16 protein-coding genes and 1 pseudogene are annotated in these 15,157 nt (G+C 67.0%); 6 read left to right on the top strand and 11 right to left on the bottom strand.

The genetic code is table 11. The annotated features are described in order from the left end of the window. Positions 1-49: 49 nt before the first annotated feature. The 5 genes from H977_RS33080 to H977_RS0113945 all read right to left on the bottom strand — a co-directional run bounded on the left by H977_RS33080 (position 50) and on the right by H977_RS0113945 (position 2,911). On the bottom strand, positions 50-343 hold the full coding sequence (locus tag H977_RS33080) for a PE family protein (RefSeq protein ID WP_036475920.1): 294 nt from the start codon (positions 341-343) through the stop codon (positions 50-52). A gap of 23 nt (positions 344-366) precedes the next feature. Next, positions 367-1,524 (bottom strand): hypothetical protein, encoded by a 1,158-nt coding sequence (locus H977_RS0113965; RefSeq protein ID WP_155946635.1) that lies wholly within the window; start codon positions 1,522-1,524, stop codon positions 367-369. A gap of 168 nt (positions 1,525-1,692) precedes the next feature. Next, complete coding sequence (locus tag H977_RS0113955) at positions 1,693-1,944, bottom strand: hypothetical protein (protein WP_231395949.1); 252 nt, start codon at positions 1,942-1,944, stop codon at positions 1,693-1,695. Between the two features lie 299 nt (positions 1,945-2,243). Then, on the bottom strand, positions 2,244-2,597 hold the full coding sequence (locus tag H977_RS33075; protein WP_036475919.1) for a YbaB/EbfC family nucleoid-associated protein: 354 nt from the start codon (positions 2,595-2,597) through the stop codon (positions 2,244-2,246). Further along, a complete protein-coding gene (locus tag H977_RS0113945) occupies positions 2,594-2,911 on the bottom strand; it encodes a hypothetical protein (RefSeq protein ID WP_029108450.1) in 318 nt (105 codons plus the stop codon). Before H977_RS0113945 ends, H977_RS33075 begins: the two co-directional genes overlap by 4 nt. A gap of 171 nt (positions 2,912-3,082) precedes the next feature. Here H977_RS0113945 and eccA point away from each other — a divergent pair, with 171 nt between their 5' ends. Both eccA and H977_RS0113935 read left to right on the top strand, forming a co-directional pair. Further along, positions 3,083-4,891 (top strand): type VII secretion AAA-ATPase EccA, encoded by a 1,809-nt coding sequence (eccA, locus tag H977_RS0113940; protein ID WP_029108449.1) that lies wholly within the window; start codon positions 3,083-3,085, stop codon positions 4,889-4,891. Between the two features lie 54 nt (positions 4,892-4,945). Further along, positions 4,946-5,926: pseudogene (locus H977_RS0113935) on the top strand (MinD/ParA family ATP-binding protein); the annotation flags it as partial. 6 nt (positions 5,927-5,932) lie between these two features. Here the strand turns inward: H977_RS0113935 and H977_RS0113930 are convergent. Beyond that, positions 5,933-6,697: a class I SAM-dependent methyltransferase gene (locus H977_RS0113930; RefSeq protein ID WP_029108447.1), complete on the bottom strand. Its 765-nt coding sequence runs from the start codon at positions 6,695-6,697 to the stop codon at positions 5,933-5,935. A 101-nt stretch (positions 6,698-6,798) separates the two neighbouring features. Here H977_RS0113930 and glpK point away from each other — a divergent pair, with 101 nt between their 5' ends. Further along, complete coding sequence (gene glpK / locus H977_RS0113925; RefSeq protein ID WP_231395960.1) at positions 6,799-8,262, top strand: glycerol kinase GlpK; 1,464 nt, start codon at positions 6,799-6,801, stop codon at positions 8,260-8,262. Here glpK and H977_RS0113920 read toward each other — a convergent pair. From H977_RS0113920 to H977_RS0113910, 3 genes are all read right to left on the bottom strand, one after another. Then, positions 8,259-8,942 carry a hypothetical protein gene (locus H977_RS0113920; protein ID WP_029108445.1) on the bottom strand — a complete coding sequence of 228 codons (684 nt, stop codon included), beginning with the start codon at positions 8,940-8,942 and terminating at the stop codon, positions 8,259-8,261. The two genes, glpK and H977_RS0113920, sit on opposite strands and share 4 nt — an antisense overlap. A gap of 19 nt (positions 8,943-8,961) precedes the next feature. Beyond that, the gene (locus H977_RS0113915; RefSeq protein ID WP_029108444.1) at positions 8,962-9,681 is read right to left on the bottom strand and encodes a PadR family transcriptional regulator; all 720 of its coding nucleotides are present in this window, start codon (positions 9,679-9,681) and stop codon (positions 8,962-8,964) included. A gap of 70 nt (positions 9,682-9,751) precedes the next feature. Beyond that, positions 9,752-10,270, bottom strand: coding sequence for a PadR family transcriptional regulator (locus tag H977_RS0113910; protein ID WP_029108443.1), 519 nt, complete (start codon positions 10,268-10,270; stop codon positions 9,752-9,754). Between the two features lie 58 nt (positions 10,271-10,328). Between H977_RS0113910 and H977_RS0113905 the strand changes: the two genes are divergently transcribed. Both H977_RS0113905 and H977_RS0113900 read left to right on the top strand, forming a co-directional pair. Next, entirely contained in the window at positions 10,329-11,639 is a 1,311-nt protein-coding gene (locus H977_RS0113905; protein ID WP_029108442.1) for a carotenoid oxygenase family protein, read from the top strand. Between the two features lie 9 nt (positions 11,640-11,648). Then, positions 11,649-12,806 carry a cation:proton antiporter gene (locus tag H977_RS0113900; RefSeq protein ID WP_029108441.1) on the top strand — a complete coding sequence of 386 codons (1,158 nt, stop codon included), beginning with the start codon at positions 11,649-11,651 and terminating at the stop codon, positions 12,804-12,806. A 51-nt stretch (positions 12,807-12,857) separates the two neighbouring features. Here the strand turns inward: H977_RS0113900 and H977_RS0113895 are convergent, their stop codons facing one another. Both H977_RS0113895 and H977_RS0113890 read right to left on the bottom strand, forming a co-directional pair. Then, entirely contained in the window at positions 12,858-13,784 is a 927-nt protein-coding gene (locus tag H977_RS0113895) for an AraC family transcriptional regulator (protein WP_029108440.1), read from the bottom strand. A 16-nt stretch (positions 13,785-13,800) separates the two neighbouring features. Continuing rightward, positions 13,801-14,559, bottom strand: coding sequence for a methyltransferase domain-containing protein (locus H977_RS0113890; protein WP_029108439.1), 759 nt, complete (start codon positions 14,557-14,559; stop codon positions 13,801-13,803). A gap of 75 nt (positions 14,560-14,634) precedes the next feature. On the opposite strand from H977_RS0113890, the gene H977_RS0113885 reads away from it, so the two are divergent. Further along, a complete protein-coding gene (locus H977_RS0113885) occupies positions 14,635-15,114 on the top strand; it encodes an anthrone oxygenase family protein (protein ID WP_029108438.1) in 480 nt (159 codons plus the stop codon). Positions 15,115-15,157: the final 43 nt, after the last annotated feature.

The raw sequence follows: 15,157 nt of genomic DNA, 5'->3' as shown, positions 1-15,157 counted from the left end.
GCCCGGAAACCTCCCCTCGTCGACAGAACTCTGATGGTGCGGTGTCTGGTCAGCCGGCGAAGTCCTCAGAGGCGGCGATGTTGGAGGAGTGGCCGCGTAGTGTCGCCGCCACCTCGTGAATCTCGGTGGCGCCTTGGTCGGTGGAGGTACCGAACGACGTGTGGACCTCGTTGAGCGTCTGGGCGATTCGCTGAGACACCTCGTCGCGGGCCGACGGCGTCACCGTGAGGTTGGGTGCCTCGTCGGTCATCACCCGCTGCACCCGGTTGGCGAGCTCGTCCAGTTCACGGCTGATCTCCTGGACTTCTGCGGGCTGGATGGACATGCCGGCGTTGTCGGCCATGACGGTTCTCCTTGTCGGGCTGGCTAGATCCGGAGTTCGACGTCCGGGGTCTGATACGGGTCGGCCTCCCCGAGGACCGGGGGTGCCGCGGTGCCGAGATCGCCGACGATCTCGCTGCCTTGATCGGTGGTGTGCAGAAACGACGCCGACGTGTGGTTGTTGCTCGACGAGGCGTTCGCGCCCTGTCCGGCGCCCATCGCACCCATGGGTGCGCCGCCCATCATCCCGGGCGACCCGACGCCGGCCACTCGCGGTGCCCCGGACTGTGCTGGGGCGCTGGCAGTTTCAGCTTGGAGCATGGATGACATCGGCAGTGAGCGGGCGGCCAATGTTCCGCCTCCGCCTCCGATTCCGCCGCCGCCCCCGCCACCCTTTCCTGCTCCAGCAGCCAGCGCCGCGCCACCACCGGCCGCAGCGGGGTCTGACCCGGCGGGGTCGAGGGCCGGATCGATGGCGGGATTCGCGGCGGCGGAACTGGCCGCCGAGGCCGCACCGGTACCGGCCTGCACACCGGCCTCGGCACCTTTGGTGGCCATCGACATCAGCGGCGACGCGAGGTCGGCCAGCGACGAGGCTCCCATCGCGGGGGCGGAGGTGATGCCCACCGGGGCACCGGCCGCACTGACTTGGGCAGCCTGGGTGGCCAGTGAGGTCTGCAGTTCGGTCATCACTTCCGCGGTGGTGGCGATTGCCTTGTTGGCGGCCGCAATTGCCGCCGCCCAGCCCCACGGGAAGATGATCATGGGTCCGATCGCCGCGATGGTCGCGGCGAACTCGGTGATGATCGCGATCAGCCGCGCCCGGGCTTGGCCGACGTTGGCGGCAGCCGCGTTCAAGCTCGTGCTCAGCGCATCGGACTGCGCAGCCACCTCCTGGCCGTCGGAAATCGCCGCGGTGGTCTTGGCGGCCGCGGCGGTGCCCGAAGCGCCCTGCCACGCATCGCCCGCCGAACTGACCGACTTCTGCATCGAGCCGCCGGTGGAGTCGAACATCTTGGAGATGGATTGCAGCATCGTCGTGGGATCGACGCCTTCGAACAACCCGCTGCCCAGACTGCTCAGCGCGTCGGTGACCGGGCTGATCAACGCGCTCGGATCCATGGGATTGGCGGGCGGCTGCTGTTCGGGTTGACCCTCGGGCGGCGGTTCTTCCCCCGGCTTTTGATCTCCAATTGGTGGCAAACCCAAACGATCAAGAATTTGTCGCACTGGCAAATTCAGAAAATCTTGCAGATTCTGTTCTTGAGCAGCGATGACCGGTGTGGCGTCGTAGCCGGGAACCTGCTGAGCTAGCTGACCGACCGGAGTTACCGGCTGGGGAGGCAAAACTGTTGGCATGGCGCGACCGGCCTAGGAGTTGTCGTTGGACAGCACGGCGGAGCGAGACAATTCGGTGGCGGCTCCGGTGGCCGCGTGTACCCCGCCGACCAGTAGCGTACCGGCCAGATTGTTGGCTTGAGCTGGCCCGAATGCCGCGAGGTAGACAGCGCCGATGGGCCCGAGTGCGGCTGCCGCCGACATGAGCATCGCTGCTGAGTCGGCGGACCCGGCCGTGGTTATCGCCGACGCGGCAGCCTCGTTAGCGGCGGAAAAGGCAGCCATTCCTGAAGGTTGCGCGGCGAAAATGTCGCTCATCGTGCTAATACCTTTCCGGCTGGAAGCTGGCGTTGTGTGGGCACGAGACCCACAAACTATAGCTGTGCGGACCGACCGCAGCTAACTGAATTTTCTGCAAATAATGCGTGTAGATCGTTCGTATTGGTAATTAGCGCGACAGCAAAAATTGCTGGAATACCGCTTCACGTAGGTATTGCGCGGCCATGGCGGGGACGGCTTCGCAGCTCAGGGGTCAACCGATTGGTCAGGTGCGGCGGAGCGCACGTAGTTTGCCCAGTGGCCCCTCACCGCTCAGGTTCGAAAGCGCTCCCGTCCCAACGGGTCAAAGGAGCCTGGTTCAGCTCCTGCAGACGTTGAGCGAATTCCTGCGACAGAAACTGCTGGCGCGCCGTCGCCACCTGCGCCGCAGCACCGGCGGTTTCGACGATGAGCTTGGCAAGGGCGTCGGCACCCAGCTTGTGCGCGGCCGGCCCGAGCCACAGTCCGGTCATGGCGCCCATGCCGTCGACCTCGGCACTGACATTCCCGTCCCGGCTGGTGACGCGCGCCGAAATCGATTGGCAGTGCTCATCCATGGCCTGCACCAGGTCACGCTGCTTGCGGATGCGGCCGATGAGGGAGTCGGCGAGACCGCTCATACCGACCTGCCCCAGGTGGTCGGCAGCTCGTCCTCCGCGCCGAGCACCTCATCCTCGGCGCGGGCCAACTCATCCTCGGTCGCCAGCTGCAGCGGGTCGATGACCGTTGTGCTGTAACCCTTTTCGGTCAGCTCGCGCCTGCGTTCGACCTGGGCGCGGGCCGCTGACAAGCGGCACAGCGCCACGATCTCGTCGGCCAGCTGGGCGGGCGGCTTCTTCAACTCGACCGGATCGAGGCGTAACGCGACGGGCAGCCCGCGTTCGGTGGTGTGCACCGAAATCGTTCCGCCAGCCGACTGCACCGGCTGCGCCATCGTGGCCTCCCTCGAACCCGAGCTGCGGCACTGTTTTCTTCAGCACCAAGGTGCTCCGACCGCCAAACTTAGTACACTCGCGGGCGTCCGTCCGGCGCTCAAGCGCGACGTAATGGTGAGATGGCGCGTGAATCGCGGCTGACCGTGCAGTGAGGAGATGTGTCACCTCCGATGAGTGGATCCACCGATGCGCAGCGGGTTTTCGATGCCGGAGTGCTGTCGCTCGGCATCCCCATCGACGGCTTGGAAACCGAGCGCGACCTGCAGTACGCGGCGCTGGCGTTCCGCCGGGCCACGGAGTACGACCCCGATATGTGCGACGCGTGGCTTGGGCGCGCGGCCACCGGTGACACCTCTCCCGAGGTCATCTACCACCTGTACCGCACCAGCACACTCTCGTTGTTCCGTGAACAGCGCCGACTCGGCTTGCCGCAACGGGCGCTGAGCGGTCGTTTCCAGACCGGGCTGTACCTCGACTATCCGTTGAGCACCAAGACCGAGATGTGGCTTGCCTACGCGGCCAGCATGATCGGCGCCAAGGATTTCGACGAGGCCGAGCAGGTGCTCGACAGACTGGAACAGGCCACGACCACCCAGGACGGCGACACCGGCGAGATCTGTGCGTATATCCGTGGGGTGCTGCACTTCACCACGCAGCGTTGGCCCGACGTGCTGAGCGCGCTGAGCAGGTCGGGATCGTTCACCGACAGCTACATCGGCGCCGGCGCCGATCTGATGGTCGGTTCGGCATGCGCGCAGATGGGGTTGTTCGGTGAGGGCATCCGGCGGCTGGACCGCGCGATCGAGGGCCCCGTTCCGGGAGCACGGCGGGCAGCGGAGTTCTGCAAGGGGCTGACGCTGCGCGAGATGGGCGAAGAGCAGGACGCCCGGGTGATCTTCGAACGGATCTACAGTGAGGACCCCGGGTTCGAGGCCAATGCCGCGGCGTTGGCCGATCCGAAGTACCGCCTGGTGATCACCTCGAAGGAGATCATCGATTCGCGCTCCGACCGTTGGGATCCGGCCAGCGTGCCGTCGGCAGAAGACCTCATGGCCGACGACCTGTCCGAGCGTGGCAACGAATACCTCAGGGCGGCGCAGGAGGAACTGGACCGGCAGATCGGCTTGTCGGAGGTCAAACTCCAAGTCGCGAAACTGAAATCGGCGGCGATGCTGGCAAAGGTCCGCGGGGACAAGGGGCTGAGCTCCGCGGCGCGCAGTCTGCACCTGGCGTTCACCGGACCGCCCGGAACCGGCAAGACCACGATCGCCCGGGTGGTGGCGCAGACCTACTGCGGGCTCGGGTTGCTGCGGACACCCAACATCGTGGAGGCCAAGCGGCACGACTTCGTCGGCCAGCATCTGGGTAGCACCGCGATCAAGACGACCGCGCTGATCGACTCGGCGATGGACGGGGTGCTGTTCATCGACGAGGCTTACACGCTGATCCAGACCGGGCTGTCCGGCGGCGACGCCTTCGGCCGTGAGGCGGTCGACACCCTGCTGGCCCGCATGGAGAACGACCGCGACCGCCTGGTGGTGATCATCGCCGGCTACGACGCAGAGATCGATCGCTTCCTGGCCTCCAACGACGGTCTGGCGTCGCGGTTCACCAAACGGATCCGCTTCGGTTCCTACGGTCCGCACGAACTCGGGGACATCGGAAAGCTGGTCGCCCGCACCAGGGATTCCGAACTGTCCGAGGCCGCCTATGACGAACTCGTCAGCTCCTGTGTCGCACTGTGCCAGAGCGAGGCGCTCGACTCCACGGGACAACTGCGGCCCGGCATCGACCTGGCCGGCAACGGCCGATTCGTGCGCAACGTGATCGAAGCGGCCGAGGAAGAACGCGAATACCGGCTCAGCGAGATCCACGGCGCGAACCTGTCGGAGCTCGATGAGACGCAGCTGATGAGGATCGAATTGGCCGATATGCGGGCGGCACTCAAGCAGGTACTCGGCATGACGGCATCGAGTTGACGGAAGGAAGCAGCCATGACCGACAGCGATGACGAGCGGCTCACGCTCGGGCCGCCGGAGCAGACTCCGTTCACCTCCATGCAGTCCGAGGGGCAGCATCGGTCGGTGGTGCCGAGCAACGGCGACCTCGGTCTGGTCCGTACCGCGGCCACGCCAAAGTCGGGCTGGCGCAAGGCCGTCTACCGGGCCACAGGGTTGAACCCCGGGGTGTCCGAGCAGGAATCCAGCCACAAGGCACTCATCGACCGGGTCAACCAGCCGGTGGTCGGCGGTCCGTTCAACATCGCTCTGCTGTCGCAGAAGGGCGGCGTGGGCAAGACCACCACCACCATCGGGCTGGGTGCCACGCTGGCGGCCACGCGTGGCGACCGGGTGATCGCGGTGGATGCCAACCCCGACTTCGGCACGCTGGCCCAGCGCGGGCCCAACGAATGCAGCTCCACCGTGCGCGACGTGCTTCTCGACGACGGCATATCGCGCTACTCCGACATCCGCCGCCATACCTCCCAGAGCACAAGCCGTCTGGAGATCTTGGCGTCCGAGCGGGACCCGGCCACCTCGGAGGCGTTCTCGGAGTACGACTATCGCGGCGTGCTGAGCGTGCTGCAGCGCTTCTACAACATCATCCTGACCGACTGCGGTACCGGACTGGTGCACTCGGCGATGGCCGGTGTGCTCGATGCCGCGGATGCGATCGTGATCGTCGCGTCGCCTGCCATCGATTCGGCGCGCAGTGCCCTGGCGACTCTGGATTGGCTTGAGCGCCATGGCTATTCACATCTCGTGCCGAAGGCGATCGTCGTGGTCAGCGCGTCGCGGCCGGGCGCATTGGGGCTCGACATGGCGCAGCTGTCGAACCATTTCCTGCCCAGGGTTCGCGCCCTGCACGTGATCCCGTTCGACGATCACCTCGCCGAAGGCGCCGAGGTGGACCTCGGCTTCCTCAGCCGCGCCACCCGGCAGTCCTTCCTCGAACTGGCCTCCACCGTCGCCGACCTCTTCTCGGTGGCACCACAGGTCAAACGGCGCGCCTGACGCGATTCACCGTGCGCGCCTGGCGATGACGATCTGAGGCAGGTTCAGGCCGCTGCGCAGCGTGAGCTCGATCGACGGGTCGGCATGACGGGCCAGGCTCCGCAATGCCGACGGGCTGTAGCTGCGCAGTGAGCTGATGACGCCGTCGTGCGCGAACGGAAGCACGACTGCCGCCGGCAGCATCGTCGCCAGGCGCAACAGGTGCAGGGGAGCCGGCGGCCGGGGAAGGTCGATGATCAGCAGGATGTCGGCGACCCGGGTGCCCTCGGCGAACACCCGCGCGGCCTGCGCCGGGCGCAGGTGGTGGAACGAGAGCGCGAACAGGACCAGGTCGTAACTGCCGTCGGCGGCGTCGATGGCGGTGGCGTCCATCTGGCGGACCTCGGCCCGGGGATGGCTGCCGAGATCGCTTGCGGCGATACGGGCCACCGATTCCGCGTCGACGTCGGTGACGGTGACCCGCGCCGACGGGTGATCATCCAGCAGTTGACGCGACACCCCGCCGTGGCCCGCACCCAACTCCAGGATTCGTGGATCGGGCACATCGGCGACCAGATCGAGCGCGATCGCGGCGAAGCGCTGATGGTTCTTGAAGAACCGTCCGGTCCAGTCCAGGGCCCCGATCACCTGATGCTTGACCGAAACGCTGACGTCGTCGCGGTCGAGGTACTCCAACCGGTCGGTCTCCAGCAGCCGGTCCAAACACGAGGCGCGGAACCCGCCCCGTGGCATCCGGTCGATATCTGGGGGGTCGGGAGCCATGTAAGCCATGATGGACGTTTCGGAGGGCAGAAGCGACAGCGACCCGGGAAAGGGGCACAGTGGCCGACTTCGTAGCTGCGATCGACCAGGGCACCACCAGTACCCGGTGCATGATCTTTGATCACGCCGGTGCCGAGGTGGGGCGCCATCAGCTCGAGCATCAGCAGATCCTGCCCAAGGCCGGGTGGGTCGAACACAACCCGGTCGAGATCTGGGAGCGCACCGCTTCGGCGATCATGACCGCGCTGAACAGCACCAACCTGGTGTCCGACGACCTTGCCGCACTGGGCATCACCAACCAGCGGGAGACCACGCTGGTGTGGAACCGCCACACCGGCCGCCCGTACCACAACGCCATCGTCTGGCAGGACACCCGCACCGATCGCATCGCCGCCGCGCTGGACCGAGACGGCCGCGGTGACGTGATCCGGCGCAAGGCGGGGCTGCCGCCGGCGACGTACTTCTCCGGCGGCAAGATTCAGTGGATTCTCGACAACGTCGAGGGGGTACGGCGCGACGCGGAGAACGGCGACGCGATCTTCGGCACGTCCGACACATGGGTGACCTGGAATCTCACCGGTGGTTACCGCGGCGGCGTGCACGTCACCGACGTCACCAACGCCAGCCGCACCATGTTGATGAACCTGGAAACGCTGGACTGGGACGACGAACTGTTGTCGTTCTTCTCCATTCCGCGGCAGATGATGCCCGAGATCAAGCCGTCGTCATACCCCGCCTCGTTCGGGGTCACCCGCGACAACGGCCCGCTGGCCGGGCAGGTGCCGGTGACGGGAATCCTGGGCGACCAGCAGGCCGCGATGGTGGGCCAGGTGTGTCTGGAACCCGGCGAGGCCAAGAACACTTATGGCACAGGCAATTTCCTGTTGCTCAACACGGGCGAGAAGATCGTGCGTTCGGAAAACGGACTGCTCACCACGGTGTGCTACCAATTCGGTGACGCGAAACCGGTTTACGCACTTGAAGGCTCGATCGCGGTGACGGGCTCGGCCGTGCAGTGGCTGCGGGATCAGCTCGGCATCATCAGCGGGGCGGCGCAGAGCGAGGCGCTGGCCAGACAGGTCGCCGACAACGGCGGCGTCTACTTCGTGCCGGCGTTCTCCGGTCTCTTCGCGCCGTACTGGCGGTCCGACGCCAGAGGCGTGATCGTCGGGCTGTCCCGGTACAACACCAACGCCCACCTGGCGCGCGCCACGCTGGAGGCGATCTGCTATCAGAGCCGCGACGTGGTGGAGGCCATGGAGGCCGATTCCGGTGTGCACCTTGAGGTTCTGAAAGTCGACGGCGGTATCACCGCCAACGCGCTGTGCATGCAGATCCAGGCCGACGTGCTGGGGGTCGACGTGGTCAAACCCGTGGTGGCCGAGACGACTGCGCTGGGCGCGGCCTATGCGGCCGGGCTCGCCGTCGGATTCTGGGACGGTGCAGACGACCTGCGTGCCAATTGGCAGGAGGGCCAGCGGTGGAGCGCGCAGTGGGATGACGAGCAGCGATCCGGCGGTTACGCCGGTTGGCGCAAAGCTGTTTCGCGCACCCTGGACTGGGTGGAGATCTAGCGGGTCACCTGGATCTGGCACTTCTTCAGGATCGCCCCGAGCTCGTCGTAGTACTGCTTGCCGAGCAACGCGTGCTGGGCCTTGTCGTTACTCCGGACGGAATCGGCGATCTGTCCGGCGAGCTCACCCAGTCGGTGCGCGTGCGCCGCGACCTCGCCGTCGGTCACCTGATCGGCCTGCTCGCGGATGATCTTGGCCCAGTCGGTGAAGTCGCCCACCGTCGGCCCTTGGTTGGCTTCGATCGTGGGCATGAGCGCGCCCGAGCTCGCGCGACTGGTCTGCACCAGCGGATCGACCTGACGGCAGCCCTTGTTCCCGGTGTAGGTCAGCGCGGTCATGCCGACGATGACCAGGACCGCGCAGGCGGCCGCGGCCGTCGCGATCGCCACGTTGCGGGGCTCGGCATCGGGAACACGCCGGCGCCACAGCACGTGCGCGAGGACGACGGCGGCCACTCCGACCACCGCCATGATGGTGGCCTCGATGAGGCTTCCCACGCCGGAGGCCGAGCCGATCGCGCCCAACGTCGCGGCCGCGGCGAGCAGGACCAGAAGCCACTGCCAGATATTGCGCCGACGCTCGTAGGCGTCGACATCGCGGAATTGGAGTCCGATGACCGCGCCGGCCGCGGTCAGGACTGCGACGACGGCCGGCGCGATGGTTGTGACGAGGCTGCTCACGAGGGCAGCCTACGGGCTGCTACTCCTCGCCGAGGATCTGGTAGATCTCGCGGCGGGCGTTGTTGACGACGTCGAGGATGCGTTGCCGCTGCTCCTCACCGCCGGCATAGGCGGACTGGCCGACGGCAGCCATCAACTGCGTGACGGCCGCATGCAGGTTGACGGCACCGGGATCGGCGTCGTCGGCGATCTGCGCCCACGGCGGGGTCTCGATCTGGGCCGCGGCCTGCCGGCCCTCTTCGGTCAGCTCGAAAGTCTTCTTGCTGCCCTCGGATTCGGTCGGGACGATCAGTCCCTCGTCGACCAGCAGCTGCAGCGTCGGGTACACCGAGCCGGGGCTGGGCTTCCACAGGTTGTTGCTGCGGGCCGCGATCTCCTGCGTCATCTCATAGCCGTGCATGGGCCGTTCGGTCAGCAGGGTGAGGATGGCGGCACGGACATCGCCGCGCCGTCCGCGTCGCCCGCCACGGCCGCGGTGCCCGCCGAACGGTCCGCCGAGAGGGCCGCCGAGGGGACCGGGCCCGAATCCGAAGCCGAGTCCTCGCCCGCCGCGCGGGTCGAAGCCGAATCCGGTCTGGCACGTGGCGTCGACGCCCTCACGGGCAGCTTCTGCCTGCGCGCGCATCTGGTGGCGCATGTCGCGGCGCGCGGCCCGGGCCTGGTGGAACATGAGGCGCGCTTCTTCGCGTCCGAGAGGTACGAAACCGAAGCCGCCTGGTGAATTGAATGGGTGGGTCATTGGATGAATCCTTCGTTGTCGTTGAGGAGCGCCTGATCGCGCTGCCGATGCGTCAACGATATATCGGAACCTATCGGTTGTCGAGAGTTTCCGTGAGCCGGCGTGCCCACTCGGCCTGCATGGCGTTCAAGCGCAGGCCGTACTCCAGGGCTGCGTGCCCGTAGAGGTCCTCGTCCGTGTCGGCCCAGGGGATCGACGCATCGAGTTCCTCGAGACGCGCGATCTCGGCGTCGGCGCGGGCGGCCAGTGTCATGAGGTGCTCGCGTGCCTGGTCGCGGGGTAATTCGCCCAGTAGGAAAACCCGCAGCAAGGCGGCGCTGCGCTCGGGGGGATCGTCGGAGGGATGGGCGATCCAGTGCTGCAGTTCGGTGCGGCCGGCGTCGGTGATGCGGTACTCCTTGCGGCCGCGCGGGCCGATCGCCGACACCTCGATCAGGCTCGCTCCGGCCAATTTGTTGAGCTCGCCGTAAAGCTGGCTCTGGGTGGCGGGCCAGACGTTCGCCATCGATTTCTCGAACCGTTTGAGCAGGTCGTACCCACTGCCGGGGTGCTGTGCCAACAAACCAAGTGCCGCCATGCGCAGACTCATGCCGACAGCCTACCGTCCACTATTGACATGTCAGTTGTGGAATGTCACCGTTGAGTGCATGACCTCAGCCCTGCCCATCGGCGAAACCGACTTCTTCCTGCGCGGCAACTACGCGCCCATTGCCGACGAACTCACCGAACACGACCTGCCTGTCGACGGCGCCATTCCCGCCGAACTCGACGGCTGGTACCTGCGCAACGGGCCGAACCCGCGCCAGGCGACCGAGCACTGGTTCGCCGGGGACGGGATGATCCACGGCATCCGCATCGAGAACGGCGCGGCCAAGTGGTATCGCAACCGCTGGGTCCGAACCGACAGCTTCGTCAAGGACTTCCCGCTGTACAACGACGACGGCACGCGGAACCTGCGGTCCGCCGTCGCCAACACCCACGTCGTCAACCACGCCGGCAAGACGCTCGCTCTGGTGGAATCCTCTCTGCCCTACGAGATCACCAACGATCTGGAAACCGTGGGCGCCTACGACTTCGGCGGGAAACTGGTCGACTCGATGACCGCCCACCCCAAGATCTGCCCGACGACCGGCGAGCTGCACTTCTTCGGATACGGCAGCATCTTCGAGCCCTACGTCACCTATCACCGCGCCGACGCCAGCGGTGAGCTGACCATCAACAGGCCGGTGGATGTCAAGGCGCACACCATGATGCACGACTTCGCGATGACCGCGGGCCATGTGATCTTCATGGACCTGCCCGTGGTGTTCGATCTGGACATCGCGGTAAAGCGCGAAGGAGATATGCCGTACCGCTGGAGCGATGACTACGGCGCCCGGTTCGGTGTGCTGCGCCGTGACGACCCCGACGCGCCCATCCGCTGGTTCGACATCGACCCGTGTTACGTGTTCCATGTTGCCAACGCCCATGACGACGGTAATTCGATTGTGCTGCAGGCGGTTCGCTATCCCGAGCTGTGGCGCAACGACGGCGGTTTCGATGTCGAGGGCGTGCTGTGGGAGTGGCGGATCGACCTGGCGGCCGGGACGGTCCGCGAGCGTCAGCTCGATGATCTCGGGGTGGAGTTCCCCCGCATCGACGACCGGCTGGCCGGCCTGCCCGCGCGCTACGCCGTTGCGGTTGGCGGTAACTCTTGGCTGCGGTACGACCTGACCACCGGTGCCGGCATGCGACACGAACTCGGCGCCGGCGGGCCAGGAGAGGCGGTGTTCATTCCCGGCGCGGGCCCGGCCGACGAGAGCAACGGGTGGTACCTGGGCTACGTGTACGACCCCGAACGCGACGGCAGCGACCTCGTGATCCTGGACGCGTCGGACTTCGGTGGAAAACCGGTCGCCACCATCAAACTGCCGCGCCGCGTGCCCTACGGGTTCCACGGGAACTGGATCAGCGCCTAATGTGACCCGGTGGCAGGGTTCGGGTTCGACACACTGGCGCTGATCGCGGTCATCGGCCTGGCCGGACCGGCGCTGGCGACCGTGCCGCGGTTGCGCGTTCCCGTGGTGATCGGTGAGCTGGTCGCTGGGATCGTCGTCGGCAGAACCGGGTTCGGAATCGTCGATCACAGTGACCCGACGTTCACCCTGCTGGCCAACATCGGCTTCGCCCTGGTGATGTTTGTCGTCGGCACCCATGTCCCGGTGCGCGACAGGACGCTGCGTACCGCGATCCCCAAGGCGCTGCTGCGGGCCGTCTTCATCGGTGTGCTGGCCGCGGTGCTCGGCGTCGTGATCGCGCGCGCGTTCGGCACCGGGCATGCGGCGCTGTATGCCGTGGTGATGGCGTCGTCGTCGGCAGCCCTGGCGCTGCCCGTCATCGACGGGCTACGACTGGAGGGACCACCCGTGCTGTCGGTCACCGCGCAGATCGCCATCGCCGACACCGCATCGATCGTGTTGCTGCCGTTGGTGATCGACATCCAGCGGGCCCCCCGCGCCGCCATGGGGGCGCTGGCCATCGCGGGCTGTGCGGGCGCGCTCTTCCTCGTCTTGCGGGCCGGGTATGCGCGGGGCCTGCGTCGCCGCGTGCACCACTACTCGGCGAAGCACAAGTTCGCGCTCGAGCTTCGGTTCAGCCTGATCTTCCTGTTCGGACTTTCGGCGGTCGCGTTGACCACCCACGTCTCGATCATGCTCGCCGGATTCGCGCTGGGCCTGGTGGTGTCGGCGATCGGGGAGCCCCGCCGGCTGGCCAGGCAGTTGTTCGGTATCACCGACGGGTTCTTCGGCCCGTTGTTCTTCGTCTGGCTCGGCGCCTCGCTGCAAGTGCGCGAACTCGGTGACCATCCCGAATTCATCGCGCTCGGCGTGGCATTGGGCCTCGCCGCGATCCTCGCTCACAGCGCGGGCCGGCTGTTCGGCCAGCCGGTGACACTCGCGGTGTTCTCAGCTGCCCAGCTCGGCGTCCCGGTCGCGGCCGCCACACTGGGGACCGAGCAGCACCTGTTGGCACCGGGTGAGCCCGCGGCCCTGATGCTCGGCGCGCTGCTGACCATCGCGACCACGTCGATCGCCGGGGCGGTGGCGGCCCGGGCCAATCGGCCTGCAGCTGCGTCGCCAGAGTGACGGTAGGGTCGTTGCCCGGCGCAAATCGCGACCGTAGTGTCACTTTCGCGATCACACCGCCCTATGCTCGTTCGGGCTGACCCCGTAGGACCGTTTGAACGCGCTGCTCAACGCGAACGGTGTCGAGTAGCCGACCTGGCGGGCCACGGCGGCGATCGTGGCCTCACTGCCCCGCAAGAGGTCGGCCGCCAGCGCCAGCCGCCAGCCGGTGAGGAAGGCGATCGGCGGCTCGCCGACCTGCTCGGCGAACCTGCGGGCGAACACTGCACGTGAACATCCCACGGCTGCAGCAAGATTGGCCACTGTCCAGGGATGTGCCGGATTGTTGTAGATCAGTTTCAGCGCAGGCCCGACGACAGGGTCCTGTTCGGCCTGCCACCACGGCGGGGCATTGCCGTCGCGGTCGAACCACGTGCGCAGCACCCCGATCAGCAGTAGGTCGAGCAGGCGGTCGAGGTAGGCCTCCTGACCGGGTCCGTCGTGGCCCGCCTCGGCGGACAGCAGATCGATCAGCGGGGTGTCCCACTCGTCCGCTCGCAGCACCAGCACCGTCGGCAGCGCGTCGAGCAGGCGGGCACTGACCTCGCTGCGGCCCTCGTAGGCACAGACGATCGACTCCGATGAACCGGTCGCGCTGTTGCCCCAGCTGCGCAGGCCCAGCGACATCTCGACGTGCAGATCCTCCCCGGACGGCGTCGTGCAACGCTGCCCGGGCTGGATGACGATGCTCGGCGGGGTGCCCGGATCGTCTGCGAAGACGTAGTTTTCAGTGCCGCGGGTCAGCGCGACGTCACCCGCAGCCAGCCGGTACGTGCCGCTGTGAGCGCCGACGATGACGGCGTCACCGCGGGTCTGACAGATCAGCGCCAACGGTGCTTCGTCGCGGATGGCGAGAGACCAGGGCGGATCCATGCGCAGCCGCAACACGAACGCACCCCGCGCGCGTACCCCGTCGAGCAGTCCGACCAGGGCATCCACGACCGTAGGGTAACGCTCAACCCGGTTTGCGCGCCTCGATAAGGTGGCGTGACGAGTGCGCGACGAACGAACCGTCGGCCACGATCTGCCGGTGCAGCGCCGCGAGTCGGTCGCGGTAGGTGTCCACTTTGAAGCCGGGCACGATCCAGATGACCTTGCGCAGGAAATACACCACCGCGCCGATGTCGAAGAACTCCACCCGTAGCCGCTCGGCCCGCAGATCGACGATGTCGAGGCCGGCAGCCCGTGCCGCGGCCGACTCGGTTTCTGGGTCACGCGCCCTGCGGGCCTGCGGCTGTGGTCCGAGAAAGTACTCGGTCAACTCGAAAACACTTGCCGGTCCGACATGTTGGGCCAGATAGGCGCCGCCCGGAGCCAACACGCGCGCGATCTCGTCCCACCACACGGTGGCCGGGTGCCGGCTGAGGACCAACTCGAACGCCGCATCGGCGAAGGGCAGTGGCGGCTCGTCAGGGTCGGCGACCACGACGACTCCGCGCGGGCCCAGCAACCGGGTCGCACGGTCCAGGTTGGGCGGCCAGGATTCGGTGGCCGCCATGGTCGGTGGGAACGTGGCCGCACCGGCGAGCACCTCACCGCCGCCGGTCTGGATGTCCAGAGCCGAGGACACGGTCGTCAAACGCCGGCTCATCAAACGCTGATAGCCCCACGTGGGCCGGGCTTCGGTAGCCCGACCCCGCAGCCACGAAAAGTCCCAGCCGTCCACCGGTGCCGCGTCGGCCTCGGCCACCAGGGCGTCGAAATCAGCTGTCATCGGTCAAGACTCCCACGTATGGAATCAGGACTGTCGGCGATGGAGCGCCCGGCCGGGCATCGGTTCACTGTAGGTATGAACCTGAGCCCCGTCGTCGTCCTCACCGCAGCCGCCTCCCTCGGCAGTGCCGCCGCAGGCGGAATCTTCTACGCGTTCTCCACCTTCGTGATGCGCGGGCTCGACCACACCGGGCCGGCCGCCGCGATCACCGCCATGCGCGGCATGAACGCCGAAGCGAACAACAACGCGCCGTTCCTGCTGTTGCTGCTGGGCTCGGCGCTGCTGTCGGTGATCGTCGGTGTGATCGCGGTGGTCCAGATCGGCCGGCCGGGCAGTTGGTATCTGCTGGCCGGTGCGATCTTCGGTGTCCTCGGAATGGTGATCACCATGGCGTTCAACGTGCCGCTCAACAATCACCTCGACCAGATCGACCTGGCCGACGCGGCCGCCGAATGGCAGGCCTACTTCACCACCTGGACGGCGTGGAACCATGTCCGCACTGTCACCGGGTTCGCCGGTGCGGTGCTGATGCTGGCCGGGCTGGCTCACCGCTGAATGCCACGGCGCCGAGCGGCCAGTTGTGGCACGGATTCTCGCG

The sequence above is a fragment of the Mycobacterium sp. URHD0025 genome (assembly GCF_000426065.1).
Taxonomy (GTDB): Bacteria; Actinomycetota; Actinomycetes; order Mycobacteriales; family Mycobacteriaceae; genus Mycobacterium.
This window is presented reverse-complemented; position numbering and strand designations above follow the sequence as displayed.